The sequence below is a fragment of the Bradyrhizobium uaiense genome (assembly GCF_010811875.1).
Classification (GTDB): domain Bacteria; phylum Pseudomonadota; class Alphaproteobacteria; order Rhizobiales; family Xanthobacteraceae; genus Bradyrhizobium; species Bradyrhizobium uaiense.
Genome location: NZ_VKHP01001252.1, coordinates 1 through 215, shown reverse-complemented (window position 1 = coordinate 215; position 215 = coordinate 1). Strand labels below are relative to the sequence as shown.

The 215-nt window shown below is 63.3% G+C and carries 1 pseudogene; it reads right to left on the bottom strand.

From position 1 onward, the window contains the following. Positions 1 to 215, bottom strand: a pseudogene (locus FNJ47_RS49510) (cytochrome C oxidase subunit I); the annotation flags it as partial.

Genomic DNA, 215 nt, shown 5'->3' with positions numbered 1-215 from the left:
GAGCGCCGCGCCGACCGCGGTCCAGGCCCACAGCAAGGAGCCCGCGACATTGGCGTACATCGCAAGCGGCACCGGCTTGCCCGGGTTCTCGCGCTTCCAGATCACGAAATTGATCACCATCAGCGCGCCCCAGATCCATGAGCCGACCACGACCATGACGACGCCGATGTAATAGAAGGGGTTGCCGACCATCGGCGGATAGAAGGTGTAGAGCA